At 70.6% G+C, this 17001-nt stretch carries 16 protein-coding genes and 2 pseudogenes; 7 read left to right on the top strand and 11 right to left on the bottom strand.

Annotated elements, in window-relative coordinates; genetic code table 11:
• Positions 1–185: 185 nt before the first annotated feature.
• The 3 genes from ACFU53_RS12165 to ACFU53_RS12155 all read right to left on the bottom strand — a co-directional run bounded on the left by ACFU53_RS12165 (position 186) and on the right by ACFU53_RS12155 (position 3860).
• The gene (locus ACFU53_RS12165) at positions 186–1454 is read right to left on the bottom strand and encodes a beta-ketoacyl-[acyl-carrier-protein] synthase family protein (protein WP_383989626.1); all 1269 of its coding nucleotides are present in this window, start codon (positions 1452–1454) and stop codon (positions 186–188) included.
• Positions 1455–1599: 145 nt separating this feature from the next.
• Positions 1600–2745 carry a lysylphosphatidylglycerol synthase domain-containing protein gene (locus ACFU53_RS12160; protein WP_383989635.1) on the bottom strand — a complete coding sequence of 382 codons (1146 nt, stop codon included), beginning with the start codon at positions 2743–2745 and terminating at the stop codon, positions 1600–1602.
• Positions 2746–3632: 887 nt separating this feature from the next.
• Complete coding sequence (locus ACFU53_RS12155) at positions 3633–3860, bottom strand: hypothetical protein (RefSeq protein WP_383989623.1); 228 nt, start codon at positions 3858–3860, stop codon at positions 3633–3635.
• A 228-nt stretch (positions 3861–4088) separates the two neighbouring features.
• Here ACFU53_RS12155 and ACFU53_RS12150 point away from each other — a divergent pair, with 228 nt between their 5' ends.
• The 3 genes from ACFU53_RS12150 (at position 4089) to ACFU53_RS12140 (ending at position 8840) form a co-directional block, all read left to right on the top strand.
• Positions 4089–7100 (top strand): SpoIIE family protein phosphatase, encoded by a 3012-nt coding sequence (locus tag ACFU53_RS12150; RefSeq protein ID WP_383989621.1) that lies wholly within the window; start codon positions 4089–4091, stop codon positions 7098–7100.
• A 233-nt stretch (positions 7101–7333) separates the two neighbouring features.
• Positions 7334–7900 carry a peptidoglycan-binding protein gene (locus ACFU53_RS12145; protein ID WP_383989618.1) on the top strand — a complete coding sequence of 189 codons (567 nt, stop codon included), beginning with the start codon at positions 7334–7336 and terminating at the stop codon, positions 7898–7900.
• 376 nt (positions 7901–8276) lie between these two features.
• Positions 8277–8840, top strand: coding sequence for a dihydrofolate reductase family protein (locus tag ACFU53_RS12140; protein WP_383989615.1), 564 nt, complete (start codon positions 8277–8279; stop codon positions 8838–8840).
• A 52-nt stretch (positions 8841–8892) separates the two neighbouring features.
• Here ACFU53_RS12140 and ACFU53_RS12135 read toward each other — a convergent pair.
• Together ACFU53_RS12135 and ACFU53_RS12130 are read right to left on the bottom strand one after the other, a co-directional pair.
• Positions 8893–9084 (bottom strand): annotated as a pseudogene (locus ACFU53_RS12135) (CopG family transcriptional regulator); the annotation flags it as partial.
• A 91-nt stretch (positions 9085–9175) separates the two neighbouring features.
• The gene (locus ACFU53_RS12130) at positions 9176–9694 is read right to left on the bottom strand and encodes a hypothetical protein (RefSeq protein ID WP_383989612.1); all 519 of its coding nucleotides are present in this window, start codon (positions 9692–9694) and stop codon (positions 9176–9178) included.
• Here ACFU53_RS12130 and ACFU53_RS12125 point away from each other — a divergent pair.
• A complete protein-coding gene (locus ACFU53_RS12125) occupies positions 9693–9965 on the top strand; it encodes a hypothetical protein (RefSeq protein WP_383989610.1) in 273 nt (90 codons plus the stop codon). The genes ACFU53_RS12130 and ACFU53_RS12125 overlap by 2 nt on opposite strands.
• A 240-nt stretch (positions 9966–10205) precedes the next feature.
• On the opposite strand, the gene ACFU53_RS12120 is transcribed toward ACFU53_RS12125, so the two are convergent.
• From ACFU53_RS12120 to ACFU53_RS12100, 5 genes are all read right to left on the bottom strand, one after another.
• Complete coding sequence (locus ACFU53_RS12120) at positions 10206–11225, bottom strand: DNA-directed RNA polymerase subunit alpha (RefSeq protein ID WP_383989607.1); 1020 nt, start codon at positions 11223–11225, stop codon at positions 10206–10208.
• Positions 11226–11627: 402 nt separating this feature from the next.
• Entirely contained in the window at positions 11628–12290 is a 663-nt protein-coding gene (locus tag ACFU53_RS12115; protein ID WP_383989604.1) for an arsenate reductase ArsC, read from the bottom strand.
• Positions 12291–12608: 318 nt separating this feature from the next.
• Positions 12609–12932, bottom strand: a complete 324-nt coding sequence (gene trxA / locus ACFU53_RS12110; RefSeq protein ID WP_383989601.1) for a thioredoxin — start codon at positions 12930–12932, stop codon at positions 12609–12611.
• Between the two features lie 17 nt (positions 12933–12949).
• Positions 12950–13945, bottom strand: a complete 996-nt coding sequence (gene trxB, locus ACFU53_RS12105; protein ID WP_383989598.1) for a thioredoxin-disulfide reductase — start codon at positions 13943–13945, stop codon at positions 12950–12952.
• On the bottom strand, positions 13942–14355 hold the full coding sequence (locus ACFU53_RS12100; RefSeq protein ID WP_383989595.1) for an arsenate reductase ArsC: 414 nt from the start codon (positions 14353–14355) through the stop codon (positions 13942–13944). The genes trxB and ACFU53_RS12100 overlap by 4 nt, the downstream gene beginning before the upstream one ends.
• A 91-nt stretch (positions 14356–14446) precedes the next feature.
• Here ACFU53_RS12100 and ACFU53_RS12095 point away from each other — a divergent pair, with 91 nt between their 5' ends.
• From ACFU53_RS12095 to ACFU53_RS12085, 3 genes and pseudogenes are all read left to right on the top strand, one after another.
• Positions 14447–14755, top strand: coding sequence for an ArsR/SmtB family transcription factor (locus ACFU53_RS12095; RefSeq protein ID WP_383989592.1), 309 nt, complete (start codon positions 14447–14449; stop codon positions 14753–14755).
• Positions 14752–15522 (top strand): aquaporin, encoded by a 771-nt coding sequence (locus tag ACFU53_RS12090; RefSeq protein WP_383989589.1) that lies wholly within the window; start codon positions 14752–14754, stop codon positions 15520–15522. Before ACFU53_RS12095 ends, ACFU53_RS12090 begins: the two co-directional genes overlap by 4 nt.
• Positions 15519–16174: pseudogene (locus tag ACFU53_RS12085) on the top strand (NAD(P)-binding protein); the annotation flags it as partial. The gene ACFU53_RS12090 and the pseudogene ACFU53_RS12085, both read left to right, overlap by 4 nt.
• On the opposite strand, the gene ACFU53_RS12080 reads toward ACFU53_RS12085, so the two are convergent.
• Positions 16119–16847, bottom strand: a complete 729-nt coding sequence (locus ACFU53_RS12080) for a TIGR02391 family protein (protein ID WP_383989586.1) — start codon at positions 16845–16847, stop codon at positions 16119–16121. The pseudogene ACFU53_RS12085 and the gene ACFU53_RS12080 sit on opposite strands and share 56 nt — an antisense overlap.
• Positions 16848–17001 lie beyond the last annotated feature (154 nt).

Here is a 17001-nt window from a genome sequence, read left to right as displayed (position 1 = left end):
GTCCACGGCTACGAAAACCACAGCGAAGAAGACCCCGGCGAAGAAAACAACCTCCCGCAAACGCTCCGCCTGATCACCACCCGCTCCGCCGGGCACGGCCATGGTGGCTGTGCGCCTCCGCGGCGCTCAGCCACGACGGCTGATGACATGGTCGGCGGTGCGAACCGGCCGGGGCGACCAAAGGGCTACGCGGCGCGGCGTAGCGCGAGGACCGCGTTGTGGCCGCCGAAGCCGAAGGAGTTGGTGAGGGCGAGGTTCCCGTCGGGTGGGAGGTGGCGGGGGGCGGTGGTGACGAGGTCGAGGGTGATGGCGTGGTCCTGCTCGGCGCAGCCGATGGTCGGGGGGATGAGGCCGTGGTGGAGGGTGAGCGCGGTGGCAAGGGCCTCCACCGCCCCGGCGGCTCCCTGCAGGTGCCCGAGGTGGCCCTTGAGCGCCGTCACAGGCACCCGACGCCCCGACAGCACGGCGGCCAGCGCGTTCGCCTCCGCCAGGTCACCGTCGACCGTGGCGGTGGCGTGCGCGTTGACGTGGACCACGTCGGAGGGCGACGCCGCCGCGTCCGCAAGCGCCCGGCGCAGCGCGAGCGCCACCCCCGAGCCCGACGGATCCGGCGCCGCCATGTGATGCGCGTCGGCGGACAGCCCCCAACCCGCCGCCTCGCAGTAGATCCGAGCACCACGAGCCCTCGCACGGTCCTCGGCCTCCAGCAACAGAAAACCCGCCCCCTCGCCGTTCACGAACCCGTCCCGGTCCTTCGCGAACGGCCGCGACGGGCTCTCCCCGCCACCGTTCAGACCGTGCCGCGACAGCGCCCGCATCGCCGCGAACGACGCCATGATCGCCGGGGTCACCACCGCCTCGGCCCCGCCCGCGAGAGCCACGTCCACCCGGCCGTACCGGATGCGGTCGACCGCCTGCCCGATCGCCTCGGTCCCGGAGGCGCACGCACTGGTGACGGTGCGCGCCTCCCCGGTGATACCGAGGTCGAGGGAGATCTGCGACGCCGCCTGCGAGGGCACGCACATCGGCGTGGTGAGCGGCGAGACACCGCGCGGCCCCCGGTCCCGTAACTGCCGGTCGCCGGCCACGAGCACCGACGCGTCACCGAGGATGGTCCCGGCCGACACCCCGACCCGCGCGGGATCGAGCCCGCTCGCGGCCGTACCGACGGGGTCGAACCCCCCGTCTCGCCACGCCTCCCGCGCCGCCAGCACGGCGAACCGCGCGGCCCGGTTCATCCGCCGGGCTTGGGGCCGCGGAAGCAGGTCGGCGGGATCCACCGGCACCGTCCCCGCGACCCGCACGGGTAATTCCGCGAACTCCTCCCCCTCCAGCTCCCGTATACCGCAACGCCCTTCGAGCAGCCCCTGCCACAGCGCGCCCACGCCCACCCCGAGCGGCGTGACAGCCCCCAGCCCCGTGACGACCACTCGCCGCCCCACCGAGTACGACATGCACCATCCCCCATCCCCGTCCGATTCCTCCTGTCCCAGGGATGGTTCCCGCTTCAACTGCTTACTGCACCCCGCCAGGACATGCCGACACCGGGGGCCCGCAGCCTCAGGGCCCTCGGCGCCCCTACATGGATGTCGGCCCCGCTCAGAGCACTTTCGCGCGCACCAACGTCGAGAGGACGAACGTGCCCGGGAGGAGGGGGAGCCAGACGGTGAGGACGCGGTAGCCGATGACGGTGGTGGTGGCGAGGGTCGCCGGCGCGCCGAAGGCGACGAGGGTGAAGACGAGCGCCGCGTCCATGGGGCCGAGGCCGCCCGGCGCGGGCACGGCACCCGCGGCCGTGCTGGCGACGAGGTACGCGAAGAGCATCTGCGTCCAGGACGCCGGCAGTCCGAGCGAGGAGCCGACCGAGGCGAGCACGGCTCCCTGGCACAGGGGGAAGGCGGCGGCCCCGCCCCACAGGGAGAGCGCGCGGACGGGACGGCTGTGCACGAGCCGCGTGTCGGTGAGGGCGGTGCGCAGCCCTCCGATGAGGGGGCGCCGCAACGGTCGTACGGTCGTGATCAGGGTGACCACGGCGGCGAGGCTGACGCCGGTGATCGCCCCGACCAGGGCGAGGGTCTCGCCCTCCGGGAGGAGCTCGGTCAGGCGGAGCGTGCCCGGGAAAGCGACGACGAAGGCGACGATCACCAGCGTTTTGGCCACTGGTTTGACCGCCGAGTACAGGGCGAGCGAGGAGGTGGCGCGGGCGAGGGGTATGCCCTGCCCCCGCAGAAAGCGCAGGACGACGGCGTGTGCGCCGATGTTGCCCGGCAGCGCGTGGCCCGCGGCCCCGGCGGCGAACTGCACAGCCAGCAACTGCCCCGGCGGAAGCCGCTCCGGCACCGCCCCCTGCCGTACGCACGCGGAGGCCACCGAACACAGGGCCGTGAAGAAGAGCCCGGCCAGCAGCCACCGGAGGTCGGCCGACGCCAGCCGCACCGCCCCGCCATGGACCGTCCGCCAGTCGACCGCCGCCCACACCGCGAGCAGCAGCAACGGCAGCAGAGTGAGAGCGAGCCGCAACCGCCGGGCGGTGACGGGCGACCGGGTGGGAAGCAGCGCCTGGACCCTGGCGGGGAGAAACGCCGCCAGACGGGCCGGGGGCGAGACCGCGGCCTCGCCGGGGGCAGGGTCACAGAGGCCGAGGGCGGAGGGGACCGGGTCAGAGGCCGTGGCGGGAGAGGGGACTGGGTCAGGGGCCGTGGTGGGGGAGGGGGTCGGCTCAGGCGCCGTGGTGGGGGAGGGGATCGGGTCACGGGTCGTGGTGGGGGAGGTGACTGGGTCAGAGGCCGGGGTGAGGCCGGGGATCGGGTCAGGGGCCGTGGTGGGGGAGGGGGTCGGCTCAGGGGGCGTGGTGGGGGAGGTGACTGGGTCAGAGGCCGGGGTGAGGCCGGGGATAGGGGCAGAGGTCGTGGTGAGGTGGGGGGTCGGGTCAGAGATCGCAGTGACGCCGGGGACCGGCGCCGAGCCCGGAACCGGAGCGCGGCCACAGGCCGGATCGGAGGCCGCGGTGAGGCCGCGGGCCGGGGTGCGGACCGAGGTGAGGCCGGGGGCCGGGGTCGGACCCGGGACAGGAACCATGGCGCAGGGTGAGTCGGAGAGCGCCTTGGGGTCGGTGGCCGGGGGCTGACTCGGGACTCGGGTGAGGTCCGGGGGCTGGGCCGGGCTGGGTATCAGGGTGGCGGGGTCGGAGACCGGGGACGGGGTGGGCCGCGAGGGGGGCGGCGCGTCGAGCGGGAGCGGGAACAAAGGGCACGTCGTCCTTCCGCGTCGCACCGGTACGGCGGGGGACCGCACCGACGGAGGCAGGGCAAGTCAAGAACGAAGGGAACCCCAGGACCGTTCCCACCCCAAATGACTCCCCGGCATGCACCACCCGAACTCCTGCCACCGTCAGAACGACGACACCGCTCCCCAACAGCGACTCTGCCGCCGACGCCCGCCCGAACCCCACCGCCCCATATGAGACACAACTCACCTCCCGGCCACCCTGTACCGGGCCTCACCGAGAGCCCGCGACCGCCCGCCCCGGCACCCGTCGACGGGTTCTGTCGGCGCACGCAACGGTGGCCGCCGGCTCCACGTACGCCGAGAAGACTTGACCGAAGACACGCCGACGACGCTCAACCAGCCGCTCAGCCGCTCAGCCGCTCAGCCGCCGAGCCGCCTGGCTCCTGACCCCACCTCTCGGGGCGCTGAGCCGCCCCGCCGCCACCGCCTTCGGCGCCCGGCGCGTCCCCGCGTTTCTCCGTCACCGAGCCGCTCGCCTCCCGACCTGGCCCCTCGAGCGCCGAGCCGCCCGGCTCCCCCTCCTCGCCCCCGGCGGCGAACCACCCGGCCCCGCCCTCGACTGACCCTGCCACTGGCAGGTCACCGTCGCCCCCGCGCGCCCCATCCCACATCCCCGCATCCCGCGACCCCGGGCCTTGCCCACCCCGCCCCCTCACACGCGCCCGCCCCCGCCGACCGAGCCCCCTGACGCCGCTGTTGTGATGTGCGTCACGCGAGGTCTAGGGTTGTAGCGCTTGGCAGACGGCCCCGGAGGCGCGTCGGGTGGCGGTGTGCGACGGGGCCGTCCGCAGGCGAGGGAAGTGATCCCGTTGTCCGTCTCCTGGGACGACATCGGCGGTCTCGTCGATGCCCATGAGCGTTTCCTCGCGGGTGCGCGGGTCGACTCGGATGTCCGGGACCCGGTGCTCGACTCCTGGAAGCGGTGCCGTTCCGCCGGGCTCGAACCCCACCGGCTGCTGATCCCCTACGCACCCGACCTCGCCATGGAGGACCCTTTCCTGCGCGCCGCCGACCCGGTGCTCGCGCAGCTCACCGCCTCCCTCGCGAACGTGAGCATGACCATCGTGCTCTGCGACGGGCAGGCCCGCATGGTCCAGCGGCACGGCGGCGACCGACAGCTCCTCACCCACCTCGACGAGGTGAACTTCGCCCCAGGCTTCTGCGCCTCCGAGGCGGCCGCGGGCACCAACGGCGTCGGCACCGCCCTCGCCGAGCGCCAGCCCGTCTACGTCCTCGGCCGGGAACACTTCGCCGACTGCCTCTCCCCCTTCGCCTGCGCCGGCGCCCCCGTCCGCAACCCGCTCAGCGGCCGGGTCGAGGCAGTCCTCGACCTCACCTGTCTGCGCGACGACGGCGACCCCACGATGCTGCGGCTCGTCCGCGAGGCCGCCCACGACATCGAGGCCGGCCTCCTGGAGCAGGCCACGGAACGGGAACGGGCCCTGCTGGCCGCGTACCGCCGGGCCGCCGGCGCCGCTGCCGACACCTGGCCCCGCCAGCCCGAGCAACCGCCCTGGGCGCGGGGCGACGACGGCCGGTACGGCGAGACCCTCGGCCGTGTCGACCTGGCCGTCCTCCGTGAGAAGGCCGAGGAACTCATCGCCTCACCCCACCGCACCCTCGACGAGGTCGCCCTCTCCGGCGGCCGCGTGGCCACCCTGCTCCGCCGCCCGATCATGGGCGAGTCGGGCGAGACCGGCGTGGTCGTCGAGGCCCGCGTCCTGGGCGGCCCCCACCTACGCCACACGGAACTGACCCCACCGCCCGCCCCACCGCCTCCACCGCCGACCGCGACCCCGCCCGCATCCCGGACCGTGACGCGGGCTTCGTCGCCGGCCACAGCACCGACCGCGCAGCCGATGGCGGCGCCCCTCGCCACCCCCGCCGTCACCCCTGGTGCCCCTGGCACCTCTGGCACCTCTGGCACCTCCACCGACCCATCCCCAACCGTCGTCCTGCGCACAGTCGTACCCACGTTCACGCGACCCCGGCCGGCGCCGACGCACCCCCCGCCGCCCCGCTCCACCCCGTACGCGACAGACGGCGCCGCCCCACGCACCCCACCCCCCGACTCCGCCGCCGACGCCTGGCTGCTCCTCGTCGGCGAACCCGGCGTGGGCCGCCTCGCCGTGCTCGCCCGTCGGCGCCTGGAGCTGTTGCACGACGCCGGAGTCCGGATCGGCACCACCCTGGACGTCACCCGTACCGCCGAGGAGCTCACGGAGGTGGCCGTCCCCCGGTTCGCCGACTTCGCGGCCGTGGACCTGCCGGTCTCCGTCCTCCTCGGCGACGAACCGGAACCCCTCGGCCCCGGCATGGCCCTGCGCCGGGTCGCGCTGGGCGCCGTACACGAGGAGTCGCATCTGTACGAGGTGGGGGACCCGGTGCGGTACGTCCCCTCCACACCGCAGGCCCGCAGCTGGGAGAGCGGGCGGTCGGTGCTCGAACCCGTGCTGGCGGAGGCGGGCGGCTGGCTCGCCCAGGACCCGGCCCGGCTCGAGCGGGCCCTCGCGGCGGGCATCCACTCCCTGATCACGGTGCCGCTGCGGGCACGCGGCGCGACCCTCGGCGTCGTCAGCTTCTACCGCTCCGAGCGGCCCGCCCCGTTCGAGGACGACGACCTGTCGCTGGCCCAGGAACTGGTCGGCCGCGCGGCGATCTGCATCGACAACGCCCGCCGCTACACCCGCGAGCACAACACCGCCCTCGCCCTGCAACGCAGCCTGCTGCCGCGCGGCCGGTCCGAGCAGAGCGCGGTCGAGGTCGCGTACCGCTACCTCCCCGCGCAGGCGGGCGTCGGCGGCGACTGGTTCGACGTCATCCCGCTCTCCGGCGCCCGGGTCGCACTCGTCGTCGGTGACGTGGTCGGTCACGGTCTGCACGCCGCCGCGACCATGGGCCGGCTACGCACCGCCGTGCACAACTTCTGCGCCCTCGACCTGCCCCCGGACGAACTGCTCACCCACCTCGACGACCTGGTCGGCCGCCTCGACCGGGGCGAGGGCTGGGCGGTGGAGAACACCCACCAGGACTCCGGCATCGTCGGCGCGACCTGCCTGTACGCCGTCTACGACCCGGTGTCCCGGCGCTGCGCCCTCGCCCGCGCCGGGCACCCGCTGCCCGCGGTCGTCGCCCCGGACGGAACGGTGGAGTTCGTCGAGCTGCCCTCGGGACCGCCGCTGGGCCTCGGCGGCATGCCCTTCGAGACCGCCGAACTCGAACTGGCCGAGGGCAGCCAGCTGGTCCTCTACACCGACGGCCTGGTCGAGGACCGGCACCGCGACATCGACACCGGCCTGGACCAACTCCGCACCGTCCTGGCCCGGGCCGACCGAGCCCCCGAGGACACCTGCGAGGCGGTCCTCGACGCCCTGCTCCCGGCCCGGCCGAGCGACGACGTGGCCCTCCTCGTCGCCCGTACGCACGCCCTGGGCCCGGAGCGGGTCGCCCAGTGGGACCTGCCCAGCGACCCGGCGGTCGTCTCCCGCGCCCGCGTGGCCGTCACCGGGCAGCTCGCCGCCTGGGGCCTCGACGAACTGGCCTTCACCACCGAGCTGGTGGCCAGCGAACTCGTCACCAACGCGATCCGCCACGCCGCCGGCCCGGTCCAGCTCCGCCTCCTCCGCGACCGCGCCCTGATCTGCGAGGTCTACGACGGCAGCGGCACCTCGCCCCGGCTGCGCCGCGCCCGCACCGAGGACGAAGGAGGCCGCGGCCTCTTCCTCGTGGCCCAGCTCACCGAACGCTGGGGCACCCGCTACACCCCCGACGGCAAGACCATCTGGACCGAGCAGCCCCTGCCTCGGCCGTGACCGCCCGGCCCGCCGGGGGCCCCTCCCGGCCTCAGTCGTCCGCAATCCCCGCCCCGCTCAGCGCCGGGACCGTGTTCTCCGGGCGGGTTGCGTGACCAAAAACGCTCCGCGCGCCGGTGTTCGCGCCCTGTCGTCGAAATCGAACCTCCTTCAGGCTGACAGGCCAGGAAAAGTCCGGGCAATAGGAACGGGAAGTTCCCTATCCGATGGGCCCGGCGATTAGGGGGAGACGCGTGAAGCTGTCGCGTTCGTTGGGCCGGGTTGTTGCTCCAGCACTGGCCATCGCATTGGTTGGAGGCGTCGGTGTTGCAGTAGCTGCACCATCTTCCTCCAGCGAGACCGAATACAAGGTCACTCTCGAAATGAGCGAGTGCGATCTCATGGCGGTGGGCGTAACGGGTTCCTGCATACGCAGCCTGCAAACTTGGCTCAACATCTCTGACGGTGCGAACCTCGTTGTGGACGGGGTCTTCGGACCTGAGACGAAGAGCGCCGTCATCCACTTTCAGAAGCGATTCGGGCTCGTGCCAGACGGCATATTCGGTGACAACAGCCGAAACGCGCTCAAGGGCTGGTACTACGACATGACCCAGAACAGCGTGCCCACGCCACGGCCGGGAGCTCCTGCGGCGGTTCCCCTGGACTCAGGCAGGGTCGAGGAGGGGCTCAACAGTGGGATGGGCTACACAGTCGTCACTGCGATTGCCTGTGGCGGTGTCGGCCTGGTTGCCGGGTTCTTGACGACGCCCGCCGGCGGCTTCGGGGCAAGTCTCGCCTGCGACATTCTCCTGGACGACTGACGAACCTGCACGTAGTGACCTAGTCGCCGCCTCAGGTGCCTCAGGTGCCTCAGGCGCCTCCTGGCTCAACCAGCGCAAGCATGAGCCAGTCTCCGAAACCGAACCCCGCGCCCGACTCTGTCGGGAAGTCGTCTGCACCATAGGATTTCACCCTGGTGTCCCTGGTGTCCCTGGTGCTCGGTGGTTCTCCGCCTGCCCTGACGAAGTCCTCACATCGCCACCTCTCAGCCCCGAACTCTCGGCTCGATGGGCATAGATGTTTTCTCAACGAAATGATCTCGTGAGGTGACTCGGTCCAGGTGATTCCGCGAGCCGCGATGAGTCCTGCGGCGTCCGGCGGTCGTACTGTCGAACCCGTTACCGAGGAGGACTTCTGATGCGCAGCGTGACCTATTCGATGAACGTCTCACTTGACGGCTACATCGTCGGGCCGGACGGCGGCTTCGACTGGACGCCGCCCGACGAGGAGGTCTTTCGCTTCTGGATCGACGAGATTCGAGAGGTCGGCGTCCACCTGCTGGGACGACGGCTGTACGAGACGATGCTGTACTGGGAGACCGCCGACCAGGACCCACCGCTCGACGACGCAGAGCTCGAGTGGGCCGCGCTTTGGAAGCCGCTCCCAAAGGTGGTGTTCTCGACCACGCTGTCGGCGGTGCAGGGCAATGCCCACCTGGCCTCCGGCAGCCTGGCGGAGGAGATCGAGCGGTTGCGGGCCGAGCCGGGGGAGGGCGACATCGCGATCGGCGGCGCGACTCTCGCAGCCGAGGCGGCCGCGTTGGGTCTGATCGATGAGTACCGGGCCATGGTCTACCCGGTGCTGGTCGGCGGTGGCATTCCGTTCTTTCCCCAGCGCGAGCGCCGGGTGGATCTCGAACTCGTCGAGACCCGCACCTTCAGCTCGAAAGTCGTCTACCTCCGCTACCGCGTGGCGCGTTAGCCGGCTGGTCCGCCGACCAGGGTGCCGCCGGGAAGGGCGGGGGAGCGGGGCACGCGGCGTCGGCCCCGCCCTGCGTCTGCTGCTGCCGGGCCTGCTGGATGAGCTCGTTGAGATTGTCGCGCTCGATCTGCCGGGCCACGGCCGCGGCGACGTAGGCGGACAGACCGGAGGGGCCGCTGCGGACTTGACGTGCTGCTCGCTGAATCCGGCCTGGAGCCCATGAGTTCCGTTGTCGCGGTGGCAACGGTGGCAAAAGAGAAGCTGCGCGATCACTGCAAACGCCGTAGCACGGACAAGAGCAGGTCGATCATCAGGGAATGAGTTCTGGAGGGCGTTTACCCATGCAGTGACGGATCGTCCTCTGCTGCCGAGAAAGCGGAGCGGCAGGTTTTCGACCTCGTCGCCTTCAGCGCGTCGAAAGTGATCAACGACGGAGACTTCCGTCGCGAAAGTTCACCCTGAGGCTCCTCCGTGAAGCCCGGGCGTCCAACCCGGGGAATCTCCACAACGTCTTCAGGAGCGTTCGCGAACTGTCGGCGGAACGCCTGGCCGAACTCGGCGAGCTGCTCAACGAAACTACCCTCTCGTCGATCATCGACACCTCGAAGAAGGTCGGAGACCGGCTCTGCTTCCTGTCCGGACTCGACACGACACCGTTCGGCAGCGAGCCGCCGCGCCAGACACTGGAGCGGCGGCAGCTTCACCGGATCCTGGCCAACGAGACATGGGTATTCGGCGAGGAATACGCCCTGACCGGTGACGATGAGTCCCTGACGAAGGTACTTGCGAAATATCTCCACTTCCTCGGCGAGGACGTCGAACTCACCGGCCACTCGCAACCCGTGCTGCGCCATGAACGGCACCAATCCCCTTCCCGATCTTGTGCTAACTCGCACGTGCGAGATCGCGCAAGACCGAGTTGAGAATATCGTCGTCGAGTTGAAGCGGCCGAGTGAGGTGATCGGCGCGGACGAACTCACGCAGATCGCAAAGTATGCGCTGGCGGTCATGCGCGACGAACGGTTCGACAAGCCGAATGTCTCGTGGGACTTCTGGATCATCGGAAATACTTTGGACGAGTTCGCCGAGTCCCGCCGTAACCAGACCGGACTGCCTTTCGGCTAAATCCAGCGCACCGACCGTCACCGCGTACAAGTGCGTACCTGGTCCGAGGTGATCAATGATGCCCGGCACCGGCTGAGGTTTGCGGAACGCAGCCTCGACTACCGGGCTGATCACGACGACGGAGTGGAATACCTGCGTTCACAGCATGTCCAGTTCCTGCCGCCCAGTCTCAGCGACGGTCCCGACCCGTCACCATCCTCGGAAGACGGCCAGGACTGATCGACCGGCGTGGCGCACTGTTCAGTATTGCTCGGTCTCGATGAATCTCGTGTCCGTGTCGTTGGTGGCGAAGGTGTCGATCGCGGCCGTGGGGTCGAATCCGGGCGGGCTGTCCTTGAGGCCGAGGCCCATGCCGGCGAGCTTCGCCTTGACCTCGTCGATGGACTTCGCACCGAAGTTGCGGATGTCCATCAGGTCGGCCTCGGAACGAGCCAGGAGCTCACCCACGGAGTGGACGCCCTCGCGCTTGAGGCAGTTGTAGGAGCGGACCGTGAGCTCCAGCTCCTCGATCGGCAGCGCGAGATCAGCGGCGAGGGCGGCGTCCGTCGGGGACGGACCCATGTCGATGCCCTCGGCGTCGATGTTCAGCTCGCGCGCGAGACCGAACAGCTCGACCAGGGTCTTACCGGCCGACGCCATGGCGTCACGCGGACGCATGGCCTGCTTGGTCTCGACGTCGACGATCAGCTTGTCGAAGTCGGTGCGCTGCTCGACACGGGTCGCCTCGACCTTGTACGTGACCTTGAGCACGGGGCTGTAGATGGAGTCGACCGGGATACGGCCGATCTCCTGGCCCACCTGCTTGTTCTGCACGGCGGAGACGTAACCGCGGCCGCGCTCGACCGTCAGCTCCATCTCCAGCTTGCCCTTGCCGTTGAGGGTGGCGAGGACGAGGTCGGGGTTGTGCACCTCGACACCGGCCGGGGGCGCGATGTCGGCGGCGGTGACCGGACCCGGGCCCTGCTTGCGCAGGTACATCACGACCGGTTCGTCCTGCTCGCTGCTGACGACGAGCTGCTTGATGTTGAGGATCAGGTCGGTGACGTCCTCCTTGACGCCCGGCACGGTGGTGAACTCGTGCAGGACACCGTCGATACGGATGGACGTGACCGCCGCACCCGGGATCGAGGAGAGGAGCGTACGACGCAGGGAGTTGCCGAGGGTGTAGCCGAAGCCCGGTTCCAGCGGCTCGATCACGAACCGGGAGCGGAACTCGTCGACGACCTCTTCGGTCAATGAGGGACGCTGAGCGATCAGCACGTGGTGTTGCCTCCAGTGATTTGGCGCCCGCTATGTGACGCCGTTGACACCACGAAGGGTACGGGCGAGACGAGCAATAGGGTCTCCGCAAGGCCCGAACCGCCCGACTCCAACCCAACGAGGAGGCTTCGGGCCTCCCTTCCGCCCGCAGTTCCCACGGCCGCTTCCGCTTTGCCCGCGTCCAGCTCCCGGGCGCGCAGGACGCCCAGGCAGGCATGCGATGCCATGGTGAGGGTGATGTCGTGACCATGGCGTTGGCCGGGACAGTTACCAGGGGTCATGTGCACCGCTCACGGAGCTGTGCTTCGCCGATATGGCCCGGCACGCAACCCCCGTCGCCTCAGTCGCTGTGCACGTCGGCGAAGACGAGTCGTAGGCCGGTCGCCGTACCAATGCCCGCAGTCAGTGCTGTGCCGGGACGCCGAGGTCGTCGAGGAGGCCGCGGACGCGTCGCTCGATGTCGTCGCGGATGGGCCGGACGTCGTCGACGGTCTTTCCCGCGGGGTCGTCCAGGGTCCAGTCGAGGTAGCGCTTGCCGGGGAAGACCGGGCATGCGTCGCCGCAGCCCATGCTGACGACGACGTCGGCGGCGCGGACGACCTCGTCGGTCCAGGGCTTGGCGAACTCGCGGGAGATGTCGATGCCGCGCTCACTCATCGCGGCGATGGCCGACGGGTTGACCTCGAAGCCAGGTTCGGAGCCGCCCGACCAGGCGACGGCGCTGTCACCGGCGAGGTGCTGGAAGAAGCCCATGGCCATCTGACTGCGGCCGGCGTTGTGGACGCAGAGGAAGAGCACGACGGGCTTGCCGTCGGTGTGGTGGCCTTCGACCTTGGCCAGGGCGCGCAGGCGCTGGCGGGCGAAGCGTTCGGCGATGAGCGGGAGGAAGTTGGGGATGGTGCTGCGGCCGGCGAACTGGTCGTAGCTGGTGTGCAGGAAGCGTTCGATGGTCTCCTGGCCGAAGATCCCGTCGAACTCGCGGCTCAGGTGGGTGGCTGCGGTGCGCAGGGCGAGTTGCTGGTCGATGCTCAGGTTGCGGTGCGGGATGGGCGGGGTCTCAGTCATCGCTGCCTCCGGGAGAGCGGACGGCGGGAGCCAGCCGGTCTATCCGGTCGGCGAGATCACTCAGGGCGTCGGCGAAGGCGTCGTCGGTGCCGGTGCGGGTGGGGTCGGGTACCGACCAGTGCAGGCGGTCGGGGAGGCAGGGGCCGAGCTGTTCGTGAGCGTTGTCGCACGGCGACCACGAGGTCGTCCGGGCGCAGCGTCTCGTCGATGTGTGAGGTGCGGGCGGGGGCCAGAGAGAGGCCGTGTCACAGATCGGAGAGAGGAGAAAGGGTGCGGCTTGGTGGGGGGCGCTGCGGGTGCCCCCACCGGCGTTGCGTGTCAGGTGAGGTGGTCGGCGAGTTCGCGTTCGAGGGCGGCCTTGGGCTTGGCGCCCACGATGGTCTGCACGACCTCGCCGCCCTGGTAGACGTTCATGGTCGGGATGGACATCACGCCGTACTGGGCGGCGATGGCCGGGTTCTCGTCGATGTTGAGCTTGACGATCTCGATCTTGTCGCCGTGCTCGGCGGCGATCGCCTCCAGCGAGGGGGCGAGCTGTCGGCAGGGGCCGCACCAGGCGGCCCAGAAGTCGACCAGGACCGGCTTGTCGCTGGCCAGGACGTCCTGGGCGAAGGAGTCGTTGGTGACGTTCTTGAGAGCCATGGTCTTCCTCCGGGGCGTCAGACGGCGGCTACGGCCGGTTCGGCTGCGGTGTCGGTGTCGCTCAGGGCGGCGAGGTACCGCTCGGCGTCGAGGGCGGCGGCGCAGCCGGAGCCTGCGGCGGTGATGGCCTGGCGGTAGGTGTGGTCGACGACGTCGCCGGCGCCGAAGACGCCCGCGATGTTCGTGCGGGTGGAGGGGGAGGCGACCTTGAGGTAGCCCTCGTCGTCCAGGTCGAGCTGGCCGGTGACCAGGTCGGTGCGGGGGTCGTGGCCGATGGCGACGAACAGGCCGGTGGCCGGGAGGTGGGAGGTCTCGCCGGTGACGGTGTCGCGCAGGGTGAGTCCGGCGAGTTTGCCGCCGTCCTCGTGGATCTCGGCGACCTCGCTGTTCCAGGTGAAGGAGATCTTCGGGTCGGCGAAGGCGCGGTCCTGCATGGTCTTGGACGCGCGCAGGGTGTCGCGGCGGTGGACGACGGTCACGGAGCGGGCGAAGCGGGAGAGGAAGGTGGCTTCCTCCATCGCGGTGTCGCCGCCGCCGACCACCACGATGTCGTGCTCGCGGAAGAAGAAGCCGTCGCAGGTCGCGCAGTACGACACGCCACGGCCGGACAGCGCGTCCTCGCCGGGCAGGTCCAGCTTGCGGTGCTGCGAGCCGGTCGCCACGATCACGGCCTTGGCGCGGTGGACGGTACCCGCGCTGTCGGTGACGGTTTTGACGGTGCCGGTGAGGTCGACTTCGACGATGTCGTCGGGGACGAGTTCGGCGCCGAAGCGTTCGGCCTGGGCCCGCATGTTGTCCATCAGGTCCGGGCCCATGATGCCGTCGCGGAAGCCGGGGAAGTTCTCCACCTCGGTCGTCTGCACCAGCGCCCCGCCGGCTGTGACCGCGCCCTCGAAGACCAGCGGCTTCAGCGAGGCGCGGGCCGTGTAGAGGGCGGCGGTGTATCCGGCGGGGCCGGAGCCGACGACGATGACGTTGCGTATGTCCCCAGTCGTGTCGGTCGCGGTGCTCATGCCCGGGGCTCCGGCGCGATCTCCCTGATCAGGCCCTCGACCAGCACCTTGATCTCGTCGCGGATCGGGCGGACGGCCTCGACGCCCTGGCCCGCCGGGTCCTCCAGCTGCCAGTCCAGGTAGCGCTTGCCGGGGAAGACCGGGCAGGTGTCACCGCAGCCCATCGTGATGCAGACGTCGGACTCCTTCACCGCGTCCACGGTGAGCATCTTCGGGACCTCGGCGGAGATGTCGATGCCGACCTCGGCCATGGCCTCGACGGCGGCCGGGTTGACGCCCGCGCCCGGGTTGGAGCCGGCGGAACGGACCTCGACACGGTCCCCGGCCAGGTGGGTCAGCCACGCGGCGGCCATCTGGGAACGGCCCGCGTTGTGGACACAGACGAACAGCACGGAGGACTTGTCGGACATCAGAGGTCTCTCTTGTCTCACGACGGCATCAGGTGCGAATGATGTCAGCACCCCGTGGTGTCAGTCACCACTGATGTGACAGTATCAGCACATGATGACGTCAGTCGACACTGACCTGATCCGGGTGCTGGCCGACCCGCTCAGGCTCCGAATCGTGACCCTGCTCGCCAAAGAGACGCTGTGCACCACCCACCTCGTGGAGGAGACCGGTGCCCGGCAGACCAACCTCTCCAACCACCTGAAGGTGCTGCGCGAGGCCGGAGTCGTCGAGACGGAGCCGTGCGGCCGGTTCACCTACTACCGGCTCAAGCCCGATGTCATCGCCTCACTCGCCGGCCAGTTCGCCGCCCTGGCCGAGTCCGCTCGCACCGCAGCCGAGAACAAGAGGGCCTGTCCATGACCGCCGCCGAAGCAGCCCCGACCGCGGAGTCCGCGCCGCCCGCTCCCGCTTCCGCACCCGCACCGGGTGCCACCCCGCCGCGTACCCCGTTGGTCGCCCGGGCCGCCGCCGAACTCATAGGCACCGCCCTGCTGGTGGCAATCGTGGTCGGCTCCGGCATCCAGGCCACCGAACTCACCAAGGACGTCGGCCTGCAGCTGCTGGCCAACTCCACGGCTACCGTCTTCGGCCTCGGCATCCTGATCCTCCTGCTCGGCCCGGTCTCCGGCGCCCACTTCAACCCGGTCGTCACGCTGGCCGAGTGGTGGACAGCGCGACGCGGCGGCCCCGGGGTCACCCCGCGCGAGGTGGCGGTGTACGTGCCCGCGCAGATCGTCGGCGCGATCGCGGGCGCGATCCTCGCTGACGCGATGTTCGCCGAGCCCCTCGTCAAGTGGTCCACCCACGACCGCTCCGCCGGGCACCTGCTGCTCGGCGAAGTCGTCGCCACCGCGGGTCTGATCCTGCTGATCTTCGGCCTGGCCCGCGCCAACCGTCTGCAGTTCGCCCCCGTGGCCGTCGCCTCCTACATCGGCGCCGCCTACTGGTTCACCTCGTCGACGTCCTTCGCCAACCCGGCAGTGACCATCGGCCGCGCCTTCACCGACACCTTCGCGGGCATCGCGCCCGGCTCGGTCGCGGGCTTCATCGGCATGCAAATCGTCGGCGGCGTGGTCGGACTGGCCCTGGTGGCCCTCATCTTCATGCCCGGACGATCGGCCGAATGAGCCACAGGACGCAGGTGGTGGTGAGCGGCGGCGGCCAGGCCGGGCTCGCCGCCGGTTACCAGCTGCGCCGCCTCGGCCTGGAGTTCGTCATCCTCGACGCCCAGACCACACCGGGCGGAGCCCGGCAGCACGCCTGGGACTCGCTGCGCTTGTTCTCCCCGGCCGCGTACTCCTCGCTGACCCAGCGTCCGCCCCGCTTCCTGGCCGACGACATCGACGGACGTGCCCTGTTCGACGCGGCCACCGCCCGCCGCCGTGCCCTGGACGAGGGCCGCACGGACACCAGGGGTGTCGCCTCCCTCGGAGACATCGTCGCCGTACCGCCCGTGCGCGAGGCCAGAGACCGCGGCCGCTGAAGGCGAGCCCGATGTTCACGCGGCTCATCCCCGGCGGCGTCGAGTGGGCCGACGACACCCGCACCGAGGCCGACACGATCATCTGGTGCACCGGCTTCCGCCCGGTCCTGTCCCACCTCGGCCCGCTCCAACTCCGCGGCCGACGTGGCCACATCGCCACCGAGGGCACCCGGGCGGTGGATGAGCCGCGCCTGCATCTGCTCGGCTATGGGGACTGGACCGGTCCGGCCTCCGCCACTCTCATTGGAGTAGGGCGGCCGGCCCGGGACACGGCCCGGCAGATCGCTGAACTCCTGTCCCTGAGTGCCTCGGTCTGCGGTCACGTGGCGAGCGTGGCCGTGTCCACCCGGCGGGCCAGGACACTGAAAGCAGCCAGCTGTTCGAGAGCTCGAGAGCCTCGTGCTGGGGCAGCCGCGGCAGGCAGTCCTCGTGGCTGTTGGGATTCCGGATACCGGCGTAGCAGCCTTCGGCGAAGGCCGCAGTGCCGCGTTGGAGGCTGCCGAAGGTGTCGCTGCCGTCGTCGGTCATCAGGCGCAGACGTGGCTGCCCGGGCTTCGGCTCGTCCTTCGAGAAGGCGCTCTGGAACAGGGCGGTCTCGGTTACGTCCCGGCGGCCGACCTTGTTCTGCGCTTCGCGGTTGACCTTCTTGGCGGCGGCGGTGACCGCCTCCCGGACGTGGTTGTCACGCCACAGCGCCTGCGCCGCCGACCAGACCCAAGGGTGCAGGCTCGCAGCGCTCAGGCGCGGTGAGGCATCGCCCAGGCGCTCCCGGATCTCGGCGTCCCGTTGGAGGGCTGCGTCGGCGCGCTGGGCAGCCTCGCGGTGCTGATACCAAGTTGATCCGCTGGTTGCCGCTGGTTGCCGCTGGTTGCCGCTGGTGGAGATCTCGGTACGCCAGTCCGGCAGGACACGGCCGAGGACCTGCTTCACCACGTGCGCGCCGTGCGACGATGTCCGCCGGCTTGCCATGGTTGGACTTCCTGGTGCTGAAGACGACCATGCCGGGCGGGTCCGGCGGCCGGTACAGATCGGTGAGCTCCAAGAAGCGCGCCAGTTCGCTTCGCGCCCACTCGACGTCAATACTCATCGCCCCATCATCCACGGGCACCGACCATGGGCCCGG

This window comes from Streptomyces sp. NPDC057474 (genome assembly GCF_042802555.1).
Taxonomy (GTDB): Bacteria; Actinomycetota; Actinomycetes; order Streptomycetales; family Streptomycetaceae; genus Streptomyces.
Note: the sequence above shows the minus strand (reverse complement) of the source record. Positions and strands in the feature narration are given on the sequence as shown.

Coding starts and splice junctions, on each gene's coding strand:
- ACFU53_RS12165 (WP_383989626.1), bottom strand. CDS start 1,454: ATGTCGTACTCGGTGGGGCGGCGAGTGGTCGTCACGGGGCTGGGGGCT.
- ACFU53_RS12140 (WP_383989615.1), top strand. CDS start 8,277: ATGCGCAGCGTGACCTATTCGATGAACGTCTCACTTGACGGCTACATC.
- ACFU53_RS12125 (WP_383989610.1), top strand. CDS start 9,693: ATGAACGGCACCAATCCCCTTCCCGATCTTGTGCTAACTCGCACGTGC.
- ACFU53_RS12130 (WP_383989612.1), bottom strand. CDS start 9,694: ATGGCGCAGCACGGGTTGCGAGTGGCCGGTGAGTTCGACGTCCTCGCC.
- ACFU53_RS12115 (WP_383989604.1), bottom strand. CDS start 12,290: ATGACTGAGACCCCGCCCATCCCGCACCGCAACCTGAGCATCGACCAG.
- trxA (WP_383989601.1), bottom strand. CDS start 12,932: ATGGCTCTCAAGAACGTCACCAACGACTCCTTCGCCCAGGACGTCCTG.
- trxB (WP_383989598.1), bottom strand. CDS start 13,945: ATGAGCACCGCGACCGACACGACTGGGGACATACGCAACGTCATCGTC.
- ACFU53_RS12100 (WP_383989595.1), bottom strand. CDS start 14,355: ATGTCCGACAAGTCCTCCGTGCTGTTCGTCTGTGTCCACAACGCGGGC.
- ACFU53_RS12095 (WP_383989592.1), top strand. CDS start 14,447: ATGATGACGTCAGTCGACACTGACCTGATCCGGGTGCTGGCCGACCCG.
- ACFU53_RS12090 (WP_383989589.1), top strand. CDS start 14,752: ATGACCGCCGCCGAAGCAGCCCCGACCGCGGAGTCCGCGCCGCCCGCT.
- ACFU53_RS12080 (WP_383989586.1), bottom strand. CDS start 16,847: ATGGCAAGCCGGCGGACATCGTCGCACGGCGCGCACGTGGTGAAGCAG.